Below are 19,955 nucleotides of genomic sequence, written 5' to 3' on the forward strand. Positions count from 1 at the left end.
AGACCCAATTCCATTTTAGTGATTATCAGAAAGCGGGGACCATCCAATCATGACGAAGCCATACCCATTAAAATGCAAACCGGAATTCAAAGAACGTGTCTGGGGAGGACGGGCTCTGGAGCAATTCGGACTCGAGCTGCCAGAAGGACATATCGGTGAAGGCTGGATGATCGGCGATCACCCGAACGGCACGACCCAAGTCGAAAACGGTGAATTGGCCGGACTCGGCCTGGATCAAATCCGCGAGCAATACGGCAGCGAGCTGTTCGGCAGCAAGGGCTTCTCCAAGAAGACCGGCCGTTTCCCTCTGCTGATCAAGCTGCTGGATTGCCAAGATGACCTGTCCGTACAGGTACACCCGAACGATCATTATGACCGTCTGCCTCAGGGCGAGCTCGGCAAGACTGAAATGTGGTACATTCTGGACGCCAAGCCAGGCGCCAAAATCATATACGGATTGAAAGACGGCGTAGACCGCGAGCAGTTGGCGGCGGCTATTGCTGAGAACCGCATTATGGATGCCTTGAATGAAATTACGGTCCAGGCCGGGGACAGCTTCTATATTCCTGCAGGCACCGTGCATGCGCTTGGCGCAGGCGTGCTGGTTGCAGAGATCCAGCAGAACTCCGACAGCACCTACCGCCTCTACGACTATGACCGTCTAGGACTTGACGGGCAGCCTCGTGAGCTGCACATCGAGGACTCGCTGAACGTCATCGCCTACGAGGGGTCCGGCGCTACGTATATGAAAACCGATCTCGACGGTCCGGCCACCTGGCTGACACTGGCTAACTCGGACTTTTTCATCACGGAGAAAGGCCGCGTCGAAGGCGAATGGAAGCTGCAAACCGTACCGGACAGCTTCGTGATTCACATTATTGCCGACGGTGAAGGCACGATCCGTTGGGCCGACGGAGAGCTTCCGGTCCGCAGCGGCGAGTGTTTCCTGCTCCCTGCGAATTTGGGTAGCTACGAGCTGACTGGTAGCATGACCGTGCTGCGCAGCTACCTGCCATAACCTGCGTTTCACTGTAACGGATCTACCCCAAAAAAAGGACCTGAGTCGCCGTTAACACCGGCTGTTCAGGTCCTTCTTTATTTGTATAAGAGCCACGTGGACAATCCATAGATCTTCTCCAGCGTTGCTGGCTTACCGGTCTACCACTTGCTAAGCCCCGGCTCCGGCCAATGCCAGCGTATACGCCTGCGGCTTCACGGACAAGTCCGGCGGGAAATAAACGATCAGCAGCTGGTCAGCCGAGGTATCGAGTTTGCCGGTCTCCAGATAGTGGTCCAGCAGGAACGGCAGACGCTCGATCATCACATGCTTGTGAATGTCCTTCTCCGCGATACCCAGCGAGGCGAAGCGCTCGGAGACAGCTTCCGGACGCTCGGCCAGCCGCCGCAGATATTCATTCTGCTCGCCCCGGCTAAGCGAGAACTCCCACCAGATCTTGCGCGGCTTGTACTTGTGATTCAGGAAATAATCGAGCTTCATTAGCCCCAGAATCACAGGTAAGCCCTTCGTACCGCGGTGCTCCAGAAACGCATACAACCGGGTGAACAAATCTTCCAGTTGATGCCCGATCTTCTGCCAGCCCCGGCCCTCCCAATAATCGCCGAACTCCTGGAAGAAGTCGAAGGCTGACTCGAATTCGCGCTCAATCAAGTAACTGACCGTATGATCCGTCCGGTGGGCATTCCAGTACTTCTCCAGCACATCCTCTACCCGCTTGATGCGGACCAGATCGGAGAATGGCAAAATCTTGTTGCCCAGAATCTCATAGGGAGCATGATCCATGTACAGGTAGCCGTACTTCTCAGCATCCAGCCGCATGCCGGTACCGCGCAGCATCTTGAGGAACCCGAGCTGCAGCTCTTCCGGCCCCAGCTCGAATACATCATTGAATGTCTTGCGGAACGAATTGTAGTCTTCCTCCGGCAAACCGGCGATCAAGTCGAGATGCTGGTCGATCTTGCCACTCTCTTTCACCTTCGTGACCGTCCGGGTCAGCTTGCTGAAGTTCTGACGGCGCTTGACGAGGCCGTTCGTCAGGTCATTGGTCGACTGAACGCCGATCTCGAAGCGGAATACGCCTGGAGGCGCATTTTCCGCCAAATAATCCAGCACTTCCGGCCGCATGATATCGGCCGTAATCTCGAATTGGAAGACACAGCCCTGGTGGTTGCGGATCAGGAACTCGAACATCTCGAGCGCATACTCGCGCTTGATATTGAAGGTGCGGTCCACGAACTTGATCAGCTTCGCTCCCGAGGCGATCAGATACATCAAGTCGCTCTTCGTCCGCTCGATGTCGAAGTACCGCACCCCTACCTCGATGGACGACAGACAGAATTGGCAGCTAAACGGACAGCCCCGGCTCGTCTCAAAATAAACGACGCGGTTCGCCAGACTCGGCACATCCTCAGCAAACCGGTGCGGGGTCGGAATCTCATCAAGTGCCAGCTTCGGACGAGGCGGGTTCAGAATCACGCGATCCTCCTTGCGGTAGGCGACTCCGAACACGCTGTAAAACGCCCGGTCCCCGCGCAGCTCCATCAGCAGATGGTGAAAGGTTTCTTCTCCCTCGCCCATGACGATGTAATCGACATCGGGCAGGCGCTTCATCCAGTAGTCCGTGTCATAGGATACCTCAGGACCGCCCAGCACGATGACAACCTCGGGCATAATCTTCTTCAGCATGCTGATGACGACGATCGTCTCTTCAATATTCCAGATATAACAGGAGAAGCCGACCACGTCCGGCTGTCGGCGGTACAGATCGGACACGATATTCATCGCAGGGTCCTTGATCGTATATTCGGCGATCTGCATATCCGGGAAGTCCTTCTCACTAAACGACTTCAGGTAGCGGAGCGCGAGGGACGTATGGATATATTTGGCATTCAACGTAGACAACACGATCGTGTTCATGCGCATCAAAACCTCGTATTCTGGCGTTTTTGGTACCCTTATTCTACACGGAAAAAGGTGTGAACACAAAAAGAACATGGAGCCGCTATGGTCCATGTTCTCCTGCTAGTAATAAGAATCTGCCGGCTGCATCCATGTCGTATCCGGCGCCACCGCTTCAAGGAGGAATTCATCCTGCCCGTCTGCGCTCCACGCGCTAGCTTGCGTCTGCAGCTGCTCTTCCACCTGTTCCTTCTGCGTCGTCAACGCGCCCACATCTCCGCTGCTCGCGTCAATCGTACGCTGAAGCCGGTTGCGCTCATCGAGCCGCTTGGCCAGTTGATACAAGATCATCATCATTCACCCTCTTTCTTCAGAAAAAAGCATCCTGTCTCATTGTTTATACCTTCATTATACTAGGCGAACATTAAGACAAGATTACGGGAACATCAACATTAGATTAAATTCCCTTGTCATCTTATGCAGCTAACTGTAACTAGTCGTTCCCATTTATCTTCATTCCTATGCGGAAATTTATGCGCAGCACGGGGAAAAAAGCACACAAGCACCCGCTTCTTCTACGCCCCTTGGTTTCGCACATCGGCCGGCTCATGCTATACTCGTCCTATACATCAGGCAGGAGGCCTTACGCAATGTCTATTGGCAAGAACAGGAATAACCAACCCAGTCACAATCAAGGAAGAACCAGCTCGCCAGGCGGCACCGGGAATAAGAACCGTCCAGCTCGCACGGGCCCGGCCGGCTCGACCCGCAAGAAAGCAAGCCTCCCGCCTTCCGGCAACGCCAGAGGAACACATACCGGGCAAAGGAAGGGACAACCGGCAGGTCCGGTCAGTACACCAGCTTCCGAGCACTCCGGCAAGGTCAACGTATTGGCAGTCCGAGAGCCCTCTGAGCTGCTCGCCTTTCTGCTCAGCCGCTTATCCAAAACCGGCCGGAATTCGCTGAAATCGATGCTTGCGCGCGGGCAGGTCGCGGTAGACGGCAAGACAGTGACCGCCTATAACTTCCCCTTGGAGCCGGGTCATACGGTGACGGTGAGCAAGGAGAAGATCGTCGAGGAAACCCCGCTCGTCGGTCTCGCCATTCTGTATGAGGATGAGCATCTGATCGTCGTGCGCAAGGAGGCCGGGCTGCTGTCCATCGCGTCCGGCCAGGAGGAGAATGAGCTGACCGCTTATCGGCAGCTGACGGCTCATGTCAGGTGGAATAACCCTTCCGCCCGCATCTTCGTCGTTCACCGGCTCGACCGTGACACCTCCGGGGTGATGATGTTCGCCAAGAGTGAAGAGGTGCAGCAGACGCTGCAGAACGATTGGCAGGAGAAGGTCCGCGAGCGTACCTACGTCGCCTTGGTCGAGGGCAAGGTCAAGAAGCTGGAGGGTACCATAACCTCCTGGCTTAAGGAAAGCAGCACGCTCAAGATGTACTCCAGCTCGTATCCGGGCGACGGCCAGCATGCAGTCACCCACTACAAGGTACTGCAGACCAGCTCCCAGTACTCCCTGCTGGAGGTCAATCTGGAGACGGGACGCAAGAATCAGATCCGCGTCCATATGCAGGATATCGGCCATCCGGTGGTCGGTGACAAGAAGTACGGCTCGCGCGTAAAGCCGATCAACCGACTCGGGCTGCATGCACGGGTGCTCGCCTTCACGCATCCGGTCAGCGGAGAGCTGATGCGATTCGAGACGGATATCCCGAAGTCGTTCCTCTCTCAGTTCCGCGCAGCTTCTCCGGGCGAAGCTTAAGACATGCCAAAAAACCTTGCCCCCTACGGGCAAGGTTTTTCGCTGTGTCTGAGGGGCCCGGCAAAGACAGGCATACCTGACAGCAGCCCCTGCAGACGCCTGCTACTGGCCTGGCGGCGGAGCATCCTTCGGCACCAGATTGTAAATCTCGCCGGACTCGAATACATCGATCAGTCGGTCCAGCCACATATAATAGCGAATCGCCTCATCTATTTTATCCAGATCCGGTTGAAGCACAGCCTGCAGAGCGGCATCGCCCTGGCTTTGACCGCATAGAGCATGAAGCTCGTTCTTCGACTTGCGGAGTGCGCTCAGATTAATTTCCAGCGCCTTGCGCCACTTGAGCGAGAAGTAATCGGCGAAGGTCTGGAACCAGTCCATCTCTACCTCGTACAGATCCTTCCGCGAGCCTTTCTCCCATACTTTATTGACCATCTTCAAATCCACCAGCGTACGCACCCCGGTGCTCATGCTGGTTTTGCTCATCTCCATCGCTTCGCCCATTTTATCCAAGGTCATCGGGTGATTCTGGAAAAATAAAAGCCCGTATAAATGGCCGATGGACTGCGTAATGCCATACAAATCCATGTTTTTGCCGATGGCTTCGATGACGCGTTTACGTGCTTTTTGAATGATGATTTCCTGCTCGGAGCTAATGCCATGTATGGATTCCATCGTTTCTATTCACCCTGCCTTTATGTGTACATCGCTAATTGTAAGAAACAATGTCTATAAAGTAAAGACGGCGCGGCAAGCGGATAGATACGAGTATAAATGAGTGTGTTCATTTTGTACAGTTTTTTCTGTACATACCGAATGAACGGAATTTACCGTTGACATTTAAGGTTCCTTTTCTTTACACTTAAAAGGGCACGAGAGATGAACTCATACAAAAGAGGGGTGAGCTTGTGGCCATCATTGATGTGCAACAGGTGACCAAGGTATTTGGTCCCGATCCCGATTCTGTCCTGCCGCTGCTTCAGCAGAAGTGGTCGAAGGAGAGAATTTACAGAGAGACGAAGCACACCGTCGGTGTGAATGAAGTCAGCTTCTCTGTCCAGCCGGGAGAAATATTCGTCATCATGGGATTGTCAGGCAGCGGGAAGTCGACGCTGGTCCGGCTGCTGAACCGGCTGATCGACCCTACGCACGGGAAGATCGAGATTCACGGCAAGGATATTGTCCGCATGAACGCCGAGGAGCTCCGGCAGGTGCGCCGGCAGACGATCAGTATGGTATTTCAGAAGTTCGCACTATTCCCCCATCGGACCGTCGCTCAGAACGTCGAGTACGGACTCGAAGTCCAAGGGGTCGAGAAGAAAGCAAGACGCGACAAGGCGCTGGAATCTCTGCGTCTGGTCGGCTTGCAGGACTGGGCCGACAGCCTGCCGTCCCAATTAAGCGGCGGCATGCAGCAGCGGGTCGGATTAGCCCGGGCACTCGCCAATGATCCGGATATTCTGCTGATGGATGAAGCCTTCAGCGCACTGGACCCGCTCATCCGCAAGGATATGCAGGATGAGCTGCTGGAGCTGCAGGAAACGATGAAGAAAACGATCATCTTCATTACGCATGACCTCGACGAGGCGCTGCGTATCGGGGACCGGATCGCCTTGATGAAGGACGGGAGTGTCGTCCAGATCGGCAAGCCGGAGGAAATCATGATGAACCCGGCCAATGCTTATGTGGAACGGTTCGTGGAGGATGTGGATCTGTCCAAGGTGCTGACGGCCTCATCTGTCATGCGCCGGCCGGAGACGATCGGCCTAGACCGTGGGCCGCGGGTCGCTCTGCAGCTTATGCGCGAGAGCGGCATATCCAATCTGTTCGTCGTGGACCGCGGCAAGAAGCTGCTTGGCGTCATTACAGCCGAGGATGCCTCGGCAGCCGTGCGCGACGGCAAGAGCCTGCAGGACATCGTGATTGCCGATGTGCCGGTCGTATCGCCGGAGCAGATGCTGTATGAATTATTTGAAATATGCGGGACTTCCAAATATCCCGTAGGGGTAGTCGATGAGAACCGGCGTATCCTCGGCGTCATCGTCCGCGGGGCGGTGCTCGGGGCGCTGGCCGGACATCCGGTCTCCCAGCAGGAAGAGGTGAACCAACATGATACCGAAGCTGCCCTTAGCTGAATGGGTCGAGGCCGGTGTTGACTGGCTCGGCTCCAATCTGTCGTTCGTCTTCGATCTGATCTCGGCAGTCATCGAAGGGATCGTGAACGGCTTGTCGGCCGTCTTTCATTTTCCGCCATCGCTCGTGCTCATCGCGCTGATCGCAGCGCTGGCCTATTATCTGGGCCGCTGGCCGTTCGCGGTTCTCGCAGCAGCCGGTCTGCTGCTGATCGATAATCTCGGCTTCTGGAGCAACACGATGGATACACTGGCGCTCGTCATGACTTCGGCGCTGATCTCCATCGTCATCGGCATTCCGGTAGGCGTATGGTGCGCCCAGCACGACAAGGTGCGGAAAATCTTCACGCCCCTGCTCGATTTCATGCAGACCATGCCCGCCTTCGTCTATCTGATCCCTGCCGTCACCTTCTTCGGCCTCGGCGTCGTGCCAGGCGTCATCGCTTCCGTGATCTTCGCCGTACCGCCGACGATCCGATTGACGAATCTCGGGATCAGGCAGGTCGCGGAGGACCTGGTAGAAGCCGCCGACGCCTTTGGTTCGACGCCTGGACAGAAGCTGTTCAAGCTGCAATTCCCACTAGCGATGCCGTCGATCATGGCCGGTGTCAACCAGACGATCATGCTCGCGCTGTCGATGGTCGTGATCGCCTCAATGATCGGTGCCCAAGGCATCGGTGCCGACGTATACCGGGCCGTAACCCAGATCAAGACTGGCCAAGGCTTCGAGGCAGGCCTCGCGATTGTCGTGCTGGCCATTCTGCTCGACCGCATTACGCAGTACATCATGAAGAAGAAAAGGAGCGTTTAATTCTATGAAGAAATATGCCCTGAAATCATTCATGCTTGTCAGCTTGACCAGCCTGCTCGTCCTTGCCGGCTGCGGAACCAAGGAAGTTTCCACGGGGGGAGCCAGCTCCGGCGGCACAACCACGTCCATAGGAGCTCAGGTTAAGCACGAGATTATCGGGATCGACCCAGGAGCCGGACTGATGAAGCAAAGCGCCCAGGCGCTGAAAGACTACGAGCTGACCGACTGGAAGCTTGTGGAGGGCTCGGGCGCCGCGATGGCAGCTGCCCTGGATAAAGCGTATAAGAACAAGAAGCCGATTATCGTAACGGGCTGGACCCCGCACTGGATGTTTGCGAAGTATGATTTGAAATATTTGAAGGACCCCAAGGGGACCTTCGGCCAGGATGAGCAGATCCATACGATCGTCCGCAACGGCCTGAAGCAGGATGCCCCCTCCGCCCACGAGATGCTGGACCGGTTCGAGTGGAGCCCGGATGATATGGCAGTCGTCATGTCCGCCGTGACCGACGGGAAGAAGCCTGAGGAAGCCGCCGCACAGTGGGTGAAGGACAATGCGGACAAGGTTGACTCATGGGTAAAGGACCTCGCTCAGGACCCCGGTAAAAAGCTGAAGCTGGCCTATGTGGCCTGGGATTCGGAGATCGCCAGCACGAATGTGGTGAAGGCCGTACTCGAAGAGAAGCTCGGGTATAAGGTCGATATGCTGCAGGTGGAAGCCGGTCCGATGTGGGCTGGCATCGCCGATGGCAGCGCGGATGCGATGGTAGCGGCCTGGCTGCCGACGACGCATCAGGATTATTTCGACAAATATGCCGGCAAATTCGAGGATCTCGGACCGAATCTGAACGGTACCAGGCTGGGCCTTGTCGTTCCTGCCTATATGGAGATCGACTCCATCGAGGATTTGAAGACAAAATAATAAGCATGTATGGGGGGGGGCCGGCAACGGTCCCCTTCTTGGCATGCAGGCCAACCAGGAGTCCCCATGCCCGTACGCGCCGGTTAGCCCTGATAGGCTGGATATTAGCCCGGTTAGAAGCCTATTGAATGCTTAGCTTGAATTTCTGGGTAATATAGGAGGAATACACTTAGAAACGAGGGATGATCATGACATTGACACCCGAACAGCGCATCACCCTGCATGGGTTCAATAACCTGACCAAGTCGCTCAGCTTCAACATGTACGACATCTGCTACACGAAGACGCGGGAAGAACGCGAGGCGTACATCGCTTATATCGATGAGCAGTACAACTCTGACCGGCTAAAGCGTATTCTCCAGGCGGTCACGAACATAATTGGCGCCCATGTACTGAATATCGCCCAGCAAGATTACGTGCCCCAGGGGGCCAGTGTAACGATTCTCGTCTCGGAGGGACCCGTGGTAGAAATCCCTACGGACTCTTTCGAGGAATCCCCAGGGCCCTTGCCGGATTCCGTCGTGATGCAGCTCGACAAGAGCCATATCACAGTACATACGTACCCGGAGTACCACCCTGACGAGGGTATCAGCACATTCCGGGCGGATATCGATGTATCGACTTGCGGGGAAATTTCGCCCTTGAAGGCACTGAATTACCTGATCCACTCCTTCGACACCGATATAATGACCATCGATTACCGAGTCCGCGGCTTCACCCGGGATATTCACGGACATAAGCTGTTTATCGATCACGATATCAGTTCCATCCAGAATTACATTCCTAATAAGGTAAAAAGCCAGTACGACATGATTGATGTTAACGTGTACCAGGAGAACATCTTCCATACGAAGTGCAAGCTAAGGCAATTCGACCTGAACAATTATTTATTCGGCTATACGAAGGACAAGCTGAGCCAGCAGGAGCAGCAGGAAATCACCGAACGCCTCAAGACGGAAATGGATGAAATTTTCTACGGCACCTCGATAAGCCGCGGCTCCCTCGAATCGGAGGACGACTGACTCGGACTGAGTCAGCCGTCACTCCATCTAGACATCCTAGATCGTTTTTCCCAGCTTCTGTTGACTTAAAAAAAAGAATAATGACTGATTTTTACAATCTATTGAATATATCACTGACATACGTTAGTATAAAAATATCAGTGATCCAACCAACATCGCCTTCCACTATCCTATCGAGCACTGAATCTGTCCATACGGAGGGAGGAGGCTCTTTAACGGTTTGAAGCAGCACAAAGACAACCGGCAGTTGAATACATATTAAAGGAGACATGTTTACGATGAAATGTAAGCGGATTCAATCCATCTCTCTTTCGGCCTCGATCTTGTTGTCAGCCTTTCTTGTTCCCCAGAGCAGCTTTGCCGTCGATCATTTACCTGTAACCGTTTACAAGGATGCTCCTTACTCGGGCGCATCTCAGGAGTTCGACGTCGGCTCTTATAATGTAGGCCAGCTGTCAACGGTCGGCAACGACGCCATCTCTAGCATCCGGGTCGCTCCCGGGTACAAGGTAACGCTGTACAAGGACGCCAATTTCTCCGGCTCTACCAAGGTTCTGACTAGCGATCAGCTGTATCTGGATGATTTTAACGATGTTACCTCAAGCCTGAAGATCGAAAAGATCTCGCCTATCGACGCTACCAGCGTGCAGGTGCCTAACAATACGTACAATGATGCTTCGAAAAACACACTGCTGCAAATGTACGCGCCCCGCATCTGGATGGCACAAGGCGAAACTTATTTCCCTTCATCCGTTGAATTTGCCCAGCCTCATCTGCAGCGCTATCTCAATTCCAGCTCTGGCAATTATGAATACAAAACCGTTCAGCCTCTAAGCTCACCTAGCACGAAGCTGCCGTTCTTTGCCGGCGACCTGGCCAATGCCCCTGTGTACGCCTTCTGGGTGGAGAAGGAGTACAACAATATCGACCTGGTCTACTTCCAGTTCAGCCCGTATAATCTGGGCAAGGTGGTGGTCGGCTCCGAATTCGGCAATCATGTCGGCGACTGGGAACGGATCACCGTCCGGTTGGCCAAGTTTACCGATAATAACAACCTGTATGTGAAGCCCGTGAACGTCTATTACGGCGCACACAGCTTTGGAACCGGCTACCGGTGGGATGAGGTGACCAAAGTAAACGGCACGCATGCGGTAGGTTACTCCGCACTGGGCTCCCATGGCATGTGGAAGGATCCTGGCAGCCATGTATACCAGAACATTGTCGTTGCCCAATTAACCGATGACTGCAGCGCAGGCACAGCCTGGGATACCTGGAACAACATGAAGAACTACGAGTATTTCCCTTCACAATCCACAGGACGAGGGCTCAATACTTCCTGGCCCGAGTGGCTGAACAAGGACTACACCAACCCGAACAGCGGCTCTGTATACCGCTGGGGCAATCCTTCCCAAGGCTCTCTGTTCGGACAGCCGCTGCTGGATAACGGACCGACAGGACCGCAAGAAAAGACCTCGCTGACCGATGGAACAAAATTGGACTAATCAGTATCGACGCGGCTCGGCTCGCCATCGGAAATAAACAGAAAACCGGACCCCTAACTCGGGGTCCGGTTCCTTATCACTGCCGCTATCGGACGACTGCTGCTGACTGCGTCTGTGTTTGGATGAAGAGAAGCTAAGCTGCGCCTACATCAGGCATCTACTCCATTGCCGTGGAGAATAGCTGAATGGGTCCCTCCCAGTCATCCTCTCTCACTTCTTGGAACTGGTTGCCGGTATATTGTTCAATCGTCTTCCTCCAGAAGATCTGAGCGGGTTTATTGGCCTCCACCTGGGCCACCTTCCAGATTCCACGGAAGCTGTCGAACAATTCGAATGCGGCATGGCGCCCTATGCCCCGGCCTCTGTATTTTCTCATCACGAAAAATTCAGCGATCGAATATACCGGGATTTCATTGATGGTTCCGATCTCTCTCACCAACACAAAGCCGGCCAGAGCGCCCTCTTCCCGTATAAAGTATGGATACCTGCCCTCCTCCGTCCAGTAGTGGTCCAGGTACATATATTCATAACGGCCGGATTCATTCACATCCTCGGGATCGAATTCACTAAAATCGTATTTATATAGCTCGATAAGATTACGCAAAGTTGATTTCTGATTATATTCCGCCAGATGCAACGATGGCATGCTTCTCCCCGCTTTCTTCTCATGACCTTATTCGTTCAGATGATACCAGAAGTCAGCAGGCCTCACCTATAGAAAAAACATCTATAGCGATTCTTTATGCCTCATACCTAATAAATGAAATAAGCTGTCTCCGGCCGAGTACCGGAGACAGCTTGTTGGGCAAAAGGATATTTTATTGTCCACTAATCGAGATGCAGTGCCGTCACAGGACCAGAGGTCTCCTTGCGCTGCCTGATTCTAAGCGCAAACCTTAAGCCTGCTGCTATACCAGCTTATTATTCAAGGTCTCGACCAGCTCCAGCAGATCGAGCGGCTCTTCGATGATGTAGTCCGGACGCTCGGAAGCATCGGCCGGCTCCTTCGGATACCGCGGCGTCCAGCTGAGGAACACGCTGGTGAGGCCCAGCTCATTAGCCCCCTTGATATCGCGGCTCAGGTTGTTGCCGACCATGATGATGCGGTGGTAGTCCTTCTCGCTCAGATCCAGCGCACCGACCGCAGCCTTAAACATGCGCGGGCTTGGCTTGGTGAACTTGATGTTCTCCGAGTTAATCATCGCGGTGAAATAATCGTAGATGCCCAGCTCCAGGAACATGTTCCGGAAGGATTGGGCATAGCCGTCAGCGACGAGCGCGATCGTATAGCCCCGCTCATGCAGCGTTTGCAGCATCTGCTTGGCACCCGGAATCAACTGGGCGGTAAGCACGATATCATGCTCGTCCCGGATCTCGGTGGATTCGTCGATCAGCGTGTCTCCGCTGTCCAAAAAAATAATTAACTGCTTTTCTGCCATGTCTATGTTCTCCCTTGTTGATTAATGATTAGCACTTAGCGTATCCGCCTCAGTTATGTCTTGTGCCCGGCGTTACCCTTCGTTTGGCCGCATATGTGAACCACATCTTTTAACATCCCGTTGCTGTAACTATCCACGACATCCGATACCCAGCCTGGTAAAGCCAATGTCAAAGTGTGTCTTGAATACAACGTAGATTTTGCGCAGATCTTGTTTCACAACTGCTTTTTCCCACTATGTGATATAGAAGGGGTGTCATACTTATTTCTTATTCCTTATTGGCGCCTACCATTGTCCCTTTAACAAAATACTTTTGTACAAACGGGTAAATAATGATCAGCGGCAGAACGGCGATGACAATCCCCGCCATCCGCACATTGGTCGTAATCATCAGATTGCTGGACGTATCCGAATCAATGACCAGCGCCTTAAGCGCAATTTGCAGCGTATACTTGGCTTGTTGGTTGATGAATAGAAGTGCAGGCGTGAAGTGGTTCCACTTGCCGATAAATTCAAACAGCGTTACAGTAGCGAGACCTGCCTTGGCCAGCGGCAAGTACATCGTGAAAAAGATGCGCCAGTCCCCGGCCCCGTCGATGCGTGCTGACTCACTCATTTCAATCGGAATCGAAGAGAAATAGTTGCGCATCAAGAGAATACTGAAGCCGCCGATCAGACCGTAGTTGATGACCGCCCACAAGGAGTTGATCAGGTGAAAATCCTTGTACACGACATACAGCGGGATCATAACAGCCTCGGAAGGAATCGTCATCGTGACCAATATAAAGGAAAGAATTGTTTTTTTGCCCGGTAAGCCCGGCTGCACCAGTACATAACCTCCCAGCGAGGCCAGGATGACATGCAGCGTCGTACCGACAATGGTTACGATCGTATTGTTCTGCACCGGCGTATACAGCTTCATCTTGCTCCAGATGGTCGCGAAGCCCTCCAGACTGAACGGCTCGGGCCACAGCACAATGGTCGGCTGCATGGAGTTGAAGCCTGTGGAGAACGCCAAGGCAAAGGTATTCAGAAACGGGATGATCATGGTCATCATCAGGAATAGCAGGAATAGCACGTTGATCACATCAAAAACATGGCTGCCTAGCGACTTCTTGCGAAAGCTCGGTGTCATGCGTCCATCACCCCTCATCAAAACGGATTATCTTCTTCACGGCAAAGGTCAAAATGAGCGTCATCACAATGAGGGAAAAACCTGCAGCCGTGGCCAACCCGATTTTGAACTCCAGAATGCCCTTTTGGAAGGTGTAGTACATCACGACATCGACTTTCTTGGCTATGGCTCCGTTTCTCATCACCACGATTTGGTCAAAGATGCGCAAGATGCCTACGATTTTGAGAATCAGAACCACTTTCATCGTATTGAACAGCTGTGGAATCGTAATGTAACGCACCAGCTGCCAGCGGTTCGCTCCGTCGATCGTGCCTGCCTCGTACAAAGCCGGGTTGATGCCCACGATGGTAGCCAGATACAGAATGCAGTAATACCCCATATCCTTCCACACATTGGTCAGAATAATGACCCAGCGGGCATGCGTGGAATCGGACATAAAGCTGATTGGCCTCTCCATTCCCATCGCGAGCAAGAGCTGGTTGACGATCCCGGTGTCGGGCGAAAGCATCATGATCCAGATACCGCCGATGACGACCCAGGAGAACAAGTGCGGCAGATAGACAATCGTTTGAGTTACCTTCTTGAACCAGGCCGATGCCACTTCCGTCAGAGACAAGGCAAGAATAATCGGCATCACGAAGCCGATGACCAGAACACTGCCGCTGATCAACAGCGTATTCCCGAATACTTCCCAGAAGTTGGAGTCGGTCAATACGGCTTTGTAGTTGTCCACCCCGACAAATGGGCGGCTCCCGATCAGCCTGTAGTTCTGCATGCTGATGATCAGTCCGCGCAGAACGGGATAATAGCTAAAAACGGCAAACCAGGCGAGAATGGGGAAAATCATGATGTAAATCGACTTGTATTTCCAAGCAGCCTTCAATCCGTACTCACCATCCTGTCGATCGAAAGTTCATTGGAGAGGAAGCAAGCCTGCGGCCCGCTTCCTCCTCCCGATAGCACTTAATCGATTAATTTTTTGTCCTTCAGTTCCTTGCGCATTTGCTTGACAGCGTCAGCCGCAGGCAGCTCGCCCAGAATCGCCTTCAGACCATAGGAGTTGATGATCTTCTCAGCATCCGGCCATTGCTTAGGCGGCGAATATTCCGGAGTGGAGTGCGTCTTGATGATGTTGACAGCTTCCACCTCAGGCGATTTCGGATCGACATCCTTGGAGAGCGGATTGACGAAAGTTTTGTCGTGCCAGCCTGGAGCTCCATGGTCTCCGTTGTGCTCTTTACCCGCCGGAGTGAGCTCGTACTTGCCATCCTTCACCGTGTAGTCCTCGTTCAGAATGCCGAGGCTGCCCAGAATGTGACCGTCTGGGCTATGCCAGAACTCGATGAATTCAAAAGCCGTCTTCGGATGCACCGCATTCACCGGAATGCTCCATACGTCCGGATCGCCACGGCGGAGGATGTACTTGCCGTCCGGCCCCGGGATACCCGGCAAGCCCTTGACTTGGAACGTCGTATTCGGGTCCTTGATCTTCCTGTTGCTGTTGAAGCCGGATACCCAGCCATCCCAATACACGACCATACCGGCCCGATCCGTCAGCATCATATTGCGCATCTTGGACGTATCATTCGTGGCAAAGTTCGGGTCAAGCAGACCTTCCTTGTACAGCTTGTGCAGCCATTCGTAGATCGGAATCGCCGCGTCCGTCGAGTACGGCACATCCAGCTTGCCGTCCTTCTTCACGTAGCGCTGTTTCAGGCCTGCTGCGCTGAAGAACGGCTGCAGGTCAAAGGCGCTGCCCGAGCCGGCCAGAGACAGCCCGTACGTATCCTTCTTGCCGTTGCCGTCCGGATCTTGCTCGGCAAACGCTTTCATCACGTTGTAATAATCATCAAGCGTTTTCGGATCAGGCAGGTTTAATTTTTTCAGCCAGTCGTTGCGCACCGTAATCAGCGTGCCGCCTTCGTCCTTCATCGTGACACCGTAGATTTTGCCGTCTTCGCCTTTAACCGTATCCCAGCTAAATGCAGGCACCACATCCGGGTTCGAAAGCACCTTGGAGTTTTTGATCATATCGTCCAGCGGTGTCAGAGCACCCTGATCGATCAGCTTGTTCATCGTTCCCTTGGTTGTTTGCAGCAGGTCGTATTTCTCTCCGCCAGCGATTGCAGCCATCAGCTTCTGCTCGAAGTCGGAAGCCGGCTTGTCGATCGTCGCTTTAATCTTCGTCAACCGCTCGATTTCCTTCTCGAAAAGCGGATTCTCGTCAGGCTTTTTGCCGCCTACCAGATTAAGCATCATCCGGACGGTACGTTCTTCGGTATTCGCTTTCGGACTGCTGCCATCGGATGGCTGCTGGGCTGAAGGTGTATCCCCGCCGCATGCGGCAAGCGTGCTGGAGAGCAGAGTAACGGCAACTGCGGATGCAAACATTTTTTTATGGGTTAATTTCATATGAAGCCTCCTGGATCAAAGTTTGGCCTCCCGGCGATTGCCGCGACTGGCCATTTAAGATTTGTTGAGCGCTTTCATTTTACAGAGCATCCTTCTATACGACTAAAAGTAAGCGCTATCCCTAACGATACCTACCGTTCGGCACCGATGTACGCCCGGCAAGATTCACGAACAATCAGACGGGTATTCACAATTTTTTGTGAAAGGGCATTGGAATCGTTAATCATCTGCATCACCAGCTTGGCTGCTTCAGCACCCAATTGCTCGGCTTCCAGCTCCACCGAAGTAAGCCGGGGCGTTGTTTCTTGGGCCAGCGCAGCATCATTACTTAACGCTATGATGGACAGATCCTCCGGAATTTCAAGTCCGAGCTCTCTCGCCGCTCTCATGGCGCCCAGAGCTACCCGGTCCGTATCGGCAATTACCGCCGTATACTTCAATGACTTGTACGTACTCGCCACAACCATGTAACCGTACTCAGAAGCGCTAGCATGCAGCATGCGCGAATAGTTAATGACATAATCGCTTTGCAGCTCAAGCCCCCGCTGTCTGAATGCCTGGGATAACCCATTCTCTCTGTCCTTGGATACCGTCATGTCCGAGGAAGCGTTCAGAAACAGGATCGACTGGTGACCCATATTCAATAAGTAATCGCCCACCTGGAAAGCCATCTCGGTATTATTGTTATCTACATAAGAAATATCTCCCAGATTCGGTTCGGGCCTTCCCACAAGTACCAGCGGTATTCCCATCTGCCGGAATCTCTCGATTCTGACATCGTTCTCCCGCGGATTAAGTAAGATCACCCCATCTACGGGGTCAGCTGAAAATTGTGTGACATCATCATGCTCTGGCAGTGTATCCAGCAGTACCCGGTACCCCAGCATCGAGCATTCTTTGATGACGCCTGTGATCATCTGTACCTCCAAACCAGACATTTCCCGCTTCTTAAACAACGGCATCTTTAATCCGATAATCATTGTTTTCTTGATTGCCAAGCTGCGGGCGACATGATTCGGATAATATCCAAGCTCCTTGGCTACGGACAAGACACGTTCCGTTACCTTCGGACCTATCGGCCTCTTCTTGCTAAAAACGTTCGAAACCGTCCCCTTTGATACACCTGCCATTTTTGCCACATCATCAATATTAGCCATAGATCCCTCCCCCTGTGTAATTTATTGAACAGATGATCAGGAAAATCGTCAAATCGTGTAACATTCCGTAAAAATTTAGCAATGATTAAACCGGTTTAACGAGCTACTGTGGTTATTATATCGTACACCTGTATCACTTTCAACTGGTCTAGACATTTTATTTTTGAGCAGGTCTGGCTACTCGTTTTTTAGGCAGAGCGACGGTCCGTTCGCCCGCTTCCGTCACCGCCCGTGCCCCGCAATCGGCAACTTTCGTTCGCGCCAAACAGGCCTGACCTCCGGTATCTCCCGGCCCTGCCTGCTCGGAGCCTTGCTCCGACTGCTTCAGCAATCTATCACGCACCCGTGCAGCCCGCTCCTGGCAGCCTCAGCAGACCGCCTAGGTCCAGCCCCAGAAAAAAGCATCGCGGTCCCAGGCCACCCGGCCTTTGTGCATTTTTTTGAACAGCTTCTTGACCTCTTTATCGATCGACTCATGCCCGTTGTCGTTGATATAAATAAAGCCTTCGCCAAAGTTCTCCCGAATGTAGGCCACGGCCTGCGTCTGGTGTAAAATCCCTGCGTTTTTTACCTCGTCCAGCATCCACTGGGCCACCTGTTCAGCCGTTATCGTCGTCATCTGTATCGCTCCCTGCATGGAAAGTTCTCCCCTCATTCTAACAGAACTTGCCCTGTACGCCAAAAAGACAAATTGAGATAAGTTTATCCTCGAACCTGTCTATGTTTTTATTTGTGGTATGAGTCTACAATGAACCTATCGGCTGCAGCTATGGCCGGATATTGGAATCGTTATCATTTTCCTTTGGAGGGATTCGAAATGAGTACAATCAAGGTCGCTATTATCGGCTGCGGCACGATCGCCAACAATGCGCATATCAAAGCTTATCTGGCCAATCCCGATGCCGAGATCGTCTATTTCTGTGATAAACTAATCGAAAGAGCCGAGAAAGCCGTCCAGGATTACGGCTGCGGCCAGGCCATCCAGGATTATCAGGTCATCCTGAACGATCCGGAGATTGAAGCGGTCTCGATCTGCACACCCAACGACGTGCACGCCTCAATCTCCATCGACTGCCTGCGTGCAGGCAAGCATGTGCTGTGCGAGAAGCCTGCGGCCCGGACCTATGCAGAGGCGCTAGAGATGCAGAAGGTTCAGCATGAGACCGGCAAGGTGCTGAATATCGGTGTCGTCAACCGTTTCAATACGGGTGTCAATATTATCAAGAAAATGATCGAAAACGGCGAGCTCGGCGAGCTTTATCATGTCTACGTCAGCTTCCGTTCGCAGCGCTCAATCCCGGGCCTCGGCGGAGCTTTCACGACCAAGGCTGTGGCCGGGGGCGGCGCGCTGATCGATTGGGGGGTTCACTTCCTCGACATCGTCATGTACTGCTCCGGCGATCCTAAGCCGCTCACGGTAACCGGTCAGGCCTACAGCAAATTGGGGCGCGATATGGAGAACTACTCCTACATCAATATGTGGGCAGGTCCTCCCAACTATAGCGGCACCTACGACGTGGATGACTTCGTTACGGCGATGGTCCGTACCGCAGGTCCGAGCATCACCGTCAACGGAGCCTGGGCGCAGAACATCGGCGTGGAGGAGATGTATATTGACTTCCTCGGCGACAAGGCCGGCATCCGTCTGCAGTACGGCCAAGACTTCAAGCTGTACAGCGCGCAGAACGGAGCACTCCTCGAGACGACACCCAAGTTCAATTCGACCGATATGTTCCAGAATGAAATCGACGGCTTCCTGCGCTGCATCCGGACCGGTGAGAAGCTTCCTTCGCACATCGATACGGTCATCCTGTCCTCCCAGATTATCCAGGCGATCTATGATTCGTCCGATCAGCGGGCAGAAGTTACGTTCGAATAAGGGGGGCGCGTATGAAAACGATCGGATTCATCGACTATTTCCTGGACGAGTGGCATGCTAATAAATATCCCGAGTGGATAGCGGAGGCTTCCGGCGGCACCCTAAAGGTCGCTTATGCTTACGGCAAGAAGGACGCGGAGACGGGGCTCAGCAACGCAGACTGGTGCGCAGAGAAGGGCATCGAGCTGTGCGCCACGATCGAGGAAGTCGTCGAGCGCAGCGACTACCTGATCGTGCTGTCGCCCGACCACCCGGAGCAGCACGAGGAGCTGGCCCGGCTGCCGCTGCAGTCAGGCAAACCGACCTATATCGACAAGACGTTCGCGCCGGACCGGGAGACTGCTCTGCAGCTGTTCGAGCTGGCTCGGCAGCATGGAACGCCGATGTACTCCTCCTCGGCGCTGCGCTACGCGACAGAGTACCAGGAGGCCGCGCGCGAAGGGATCGATGCGATCGCCAGCATCGGCCCGGGCTCATACGCCAATTACTCGATCCATCAGATCGAGCCTATCGTCTCTCTGCTGGGCAGCGAAGCGCAGCGGGTGATGTTCACCGGTACCCAGGCCTCGCCTGCGCTGCTGATCGAGTTCTCCGGCGGACGACAGGCCGCCGTGCGTCATCTGAGCGGGGATGCGCCATTCCAGCTGGCCGTCAATTATGGTTCTACCGGCAGCGCTGTGCTGTCTCCGGCATCGAATTTCTTCCAGCTGTTCATTCAAGATCTGGTCCGGTTCTTCGAAACCGGTCAGCCGGTGGTCGAGCCCGCCGAGACGGTCACCGTCATCACCCTGATCGAGTACGGCTTGAAGGCGGCGGAAACTCCCTTCGAGTGGGTGGACCTGCCGAGTTAGGGACGCG

Annotated in this window: 20 protein-coding genes; 9 read left to right on the top strand and 11 right to left on the bottom strand. The window is 53.7% G+C overall.

The genetic code is table 11. From position 1 onward, the window contains the following. Positions 1 to 49 precede the first annotated feature (49 nt). A complete protein-coding gene (locus WMW72_RS24150) occupies positions 50 to 1,018 on the top strand; it encodes a type I phosphomannose isomerase catalytic subunit (RefSeq protein WP_341418142.1) in 969 nt (322 codons plus the stop codon). Positions 1,019 to 1,168: 150 nt separating this feature from the next. Here the strand turns inward: WMW72_RS24150 and WMW72_RS24155 are convergent, their stop codons facing one another. Beyond that, positions 1,169 to 2,935 (bottom strand): B12-binding domain-containing radical SAM protein, encoded by a 1,767-nt coding sequence (locus WMW72_RS24155; RefSeq protein ID WP_341418143.1) that lies wholly within the window; start codon positions 2,933 to 2,935, stop codon positions 1,169 to 1,171. Between the two features lie 105 nt (positions 2,936 to 3,040). Further along, positions 3,041 to 3,274, bottom strand: a complete 234-nt coding sequence (locus WMW72_RS24160; RefSeq protein WP_341418144.1) for a hypothetical protein — start codon at positions 3,272 to 3,274, stop codon at positions 3,041 to 3,043. Between the two features lie 293 nt (positions 3,275 to 3,567). Here WMW72_RS24160 and WMW72_RS24165 point away from each other — a divergent pair, with 293 nt between their 5' ends. Then, positions 3,568 to 4,686, top strand: a complete 1,119-nt coding sequence (locus WMW72_RS24165; RefSeq protein ID WP_341418145.1) for an RluA family pseudouridine synthase — start codon at positions 3,568 to 3,570, stop codon at positions 4,684 to 4,686. A gap of 102 nt (positions 4,687 to 4,788) precedes the next feature. Here WMW72_RS24165 and WMW72_RS24170 read toward each other — a convergent pair whose 3' ends face one another. Then, a complete protein-coding gene (locus tag WMW72_RS24170) occupies positions 4,789 to 5,361 on the bottom strand; it encodes a GbsR/MarR family transcriptional regulator (RefSeq protein WP_341418146.1) in 573 nt (190 codons plus the stop codon). Positions 5,362 to 5,594: 233 nt separating this feature from the next. On the opposite strand from WMW72_RS24170, the gene WMW72_RS24175 reads away from it, so the two are divergent. The 5 genes from WMW72_RS24175 (at position 5,595) to WMW72_RS24195 (ending at position 11,075) form a co-directional block, all read left to right on the top strand. Beyond that, positions 5,595 to 6,821 (top strand): quaternary amine ABC transporter ATP-binding protein, encoded by a 1,227-nt coding sequence (locus WMW72_RS24175; RefSeq protein WP_341418147.1) that lies wholly within the window; start codon positions 5,595 to 5,597, stop codon positions 6,819 to 6,821. Continuing rightward, on the top strand, positions 6,796 to 7,629 hold the full coding sequence (locus WMW72_RS24180) for an ABC transporter permease (protein ID WP_341418148.1): 834 nt from the start codon (positions 6,796 to 6,798) through the stop codon (positions 7,627 to 7,629). Before WMW72_RS24175 ends, WMW72_RS24180 begins: the two co-directional genes overlap by 26 nt. Positions 7,630 to 7,633: 4 nt before the next feature. Then, positions 7,634 to 8,551, top strand: a complete 918-nt coding sequence (locus WMW72_RS24185; RefSeq protein WP_341418149.1) for a glycine betaine ABC transporter substrate-binding protein — start codon at positions 7,634 to 7,636, stop codon at positions 8,549 to 8,551. 188 nt (positions 8,552 to 8,739) lie between these two features. Then, positions 8,740 to 9,573, top strand: coding sequence for an adenosylmethionine decarboxylase (gene speD / locus WMW72_RS24190; protein ID WP_341418150.1), 834 nt, complete (start codon positions 8,740 to 8,742; stop codon positions 9,571 to 9,573). Positions 9,574 to 9,851: 278 nt separating this feature from the next. Continuing rightward, on the top strand, positions 9,852 to 11,075 hold the full coding sequence (locus WMW72_RS24195; RefSeq protein ID WP_341418151.1) for a Vps62-related protein: 1,224 nt from the start codon (positions 9,852 to 9,854) through the stop codon (positions 11,073 to 11,075). A gap of 157 nt (positions 11,076 to 11,232) precedes the next feature. On the opposite strand, the gene WMW72_RS24200 is transcribed toward WMW72_RS24195, so the two are convergent. The 8 genes from WMW72_RS24200 to WMW72_RS24235 form a co-directional block, all read right to left on the bottom strand. After that, complete coding sequence (locus WMW72_RS24200) at positions 11,233 to 11,721, bottom strand: GNAT family N-acetyltransferase (RefSeq protein WP_341418152.1); 489 nt, start codon at positions 11,719 to 11,721, stop codon at positions 11,233 to 11,235. A gap of 262 nt (positions 11,722 to 11,983) precedes the next feature. Continuing rightward, on the bottom strand, positions 11,984 to 12,514 hold the full coding sequence (locus tag WMW72_RS24205; protein ID WP_341418153.1) for an HAD family hydrolase: 531 nt from the start codon (positions 12,512 to 12,514) through the stop codon (positions 11,984 to 11,986). A gap of 268 nt (positions 12,515 to 12,782) precedes the next feature. After that, the gene (locus tag WMW72_RS24210) at positions 12,783 to 13,649 is read right to left on the bottom strand and encodes a carbohydrate ABC transporter permease (RefSeq protein ID WP_341418154.1); all 867 of its coding nucleotides are present in this window, start codon (positions 13,647 to 13,649) and stop codon (positions 12,783 to 12,785) included. Positions 13,650 to 13,656: 7 nt separating this feature from the next. Next, positions 13,657 to 14,532, bottom strand: coding sequence for an ABC transporter permease subunit (locus tag WMW72_RS24215; RefSeq protein ID WP_341418155.1), 876 nt, complete (start codon positions 14,530 to 14,532; stop codon positions 13,657 to 13,659). An 80-nt stretch (positions 14,533 to 14,612) separates the two neighbouring features. Next, complete coding sequence (locus WMW72_RS24220; RefSeq protein ID WP_341418156.1) at positions 14,613 to 16,061, bottom strand: extracellular solute-binding protein; 1,449 nt, start codon at positions 16,059 to 16,061, stop codon at positions 14,613 to 14,615. Between the two features lie 131 nt (positions 16,062 to 16,192). Next, positions 16,193 to 17,218, bottom strand: a complete 1,026-nt coding sequence (locus WMW72_RS24225) for a LacI family DNA-binding transcriptional regulator (RefSeq protein WP_341418157.1) — start codon at positions 17,216 to 17,218, stop codon at positions 16,193 to 16,195. 157 nt (positions 17,219 to 17,375) lie between these two features. Next, positions 17,376 to 17,561 (bottom strand): hypothetical protein, encoded by a 186-nt coding sequence (locus WMW72_RS24230; protein WP_341418158.1) that lies wholly within the window; start codon positions 17,559 to 17,561, stop codon positions 17,376 to 17,378. A 36-nt stretch (positions 17,562 to 17,597) separates the two neighbouring features. Beyond that, on the bottom strand, positions 17,598 to 17,855 hold the full coding sequence (locus WMW72_RS24235; RefSeq protein ID WP_341418159.1) for a DUF6953 family protein: 258 nt from the start codon (positions 17,853 to 17,855) through the stop codon (positions 17,598 to 17,600). 180 nt (positions 17,856 to 18,035) lie between these two features. On the opposite strand from WMW72_RS24235, the gene WMW72_RS24240 reads away from it, so the two are divergent. Then, complete coding sequence (locus tag WMW72_RS24240) at positions 18,036 to 19,097, top strand: Gfo/Idh/MocA family protein (protein WP_341418160.1); 1,062 nt, start codon at positions 18,036 to 18,038, stop codon at positions 19,095 to 19,097. Positions 19,098 to 19,108: 11 nt separating this feature from the next. Beyond that, positions 19,109 to 19,948 carry a Gfo/Idh/MocA family protein gene (locus WMW72_RS24245; RefSeq protein WP_341418161.1) on the top strand — a complete coding sequence of 280 codons (840 nt, stop codon included), beginning with the start codon at positions 19,109 to 19,111 and terminating at the stop codon, positions 19,946 to 19,948. Positions 19,949 to 19,955 lie beyond the last annotated feature (7 nt).

Source organism: Paenibacillus filicis, assembly GCF_038070315.1.
GTDB classification, from domain to species: Bacteria; Bacillota; Bacilli; order Paenibacillales; family NBRC-103111; genus Paenibacillus_G; species Paenibacillus_G filicis.